Source organism: Kitasatospora sp. NPDC057936 (assembly GCF_042887525.1).
Lineage (GTDB): Bacteria > Actinomycetota > Actinomycetes > Streptomycetales > Streptomycetaceae > Kitasatospora.
Genome location: NZ_JBHVPD010000127.1, coordinates 1 through 647 on the forward strand (window position 1 = coordinate 1; position 647 = coordinate 647).

Sequence of the window (647 nt, forward strand, 5' to 3'; positions counted from 1 at the left end):
CGTGGGTCCGGCGGGGGGCACCGGGTGGGTTCTTCGGACGCCGCCCAACATTTTTTCATGGCCGCGGCCCCAGCGTTTCCGTGGGGCCCGCGGCCTTTTTGTGTTTTGCGAACGTGCACGGCCGGCAAGGCCGGGGCTTCCGCCCGGACGCGGAGTGTTCCCGGATGCCGGACAATGGAGAAGGCGTGCGGCCAGCAGGCCGGCACGCAGCCGCGTGAGGGCGAGATGTACGGCCCGGTCCGCGGCAGAGCTGAAGCAGGAGAAGGAGTCACCACGATGTCGAACCAGCCCCAGGACCGTCCCGAGCGTCGATCGGACGACGGCCGAGGCTACGAGCCCCGGTCCCGCGGGAGCTGGTCCAACGACCGTGGCGGCTCTCGCCGCGACGAGCGCCCGGGTGGCTACCGCCGTGACGACCGTGACGAGCGTCCGCGCCGTGACGACCGTCCCGCCGGTGGCGGCTACGGCCGCGACCGCGACGACCGCCAGGGCGGCGGTTACCGCCGTGACGACCGTCCCTCCGGTGGCGGCTACCGTCGTGACGACCGCCCGTCGGGCGGTTTCAACCGTGACCGTGACGACCGTCAGGGCGGCGGTTTCCGTCGCGATGACCGTCCGGCCGGCGGCGGTTTCCGTCGTGACGACCG

At 72.5% G+C, this 647-nt stretch carries 1 pseudogene; it reads left to right on the forward strand.

The window, feature by feature from the left end:
• Nucleotides 1-276: 276 nt before the first annotated feature.
• A pseudogene (locus ACFVU9_RS40815) lies at nucleotides 277-647 on the forward strand (RNA helicase); the annotation flags it as partial.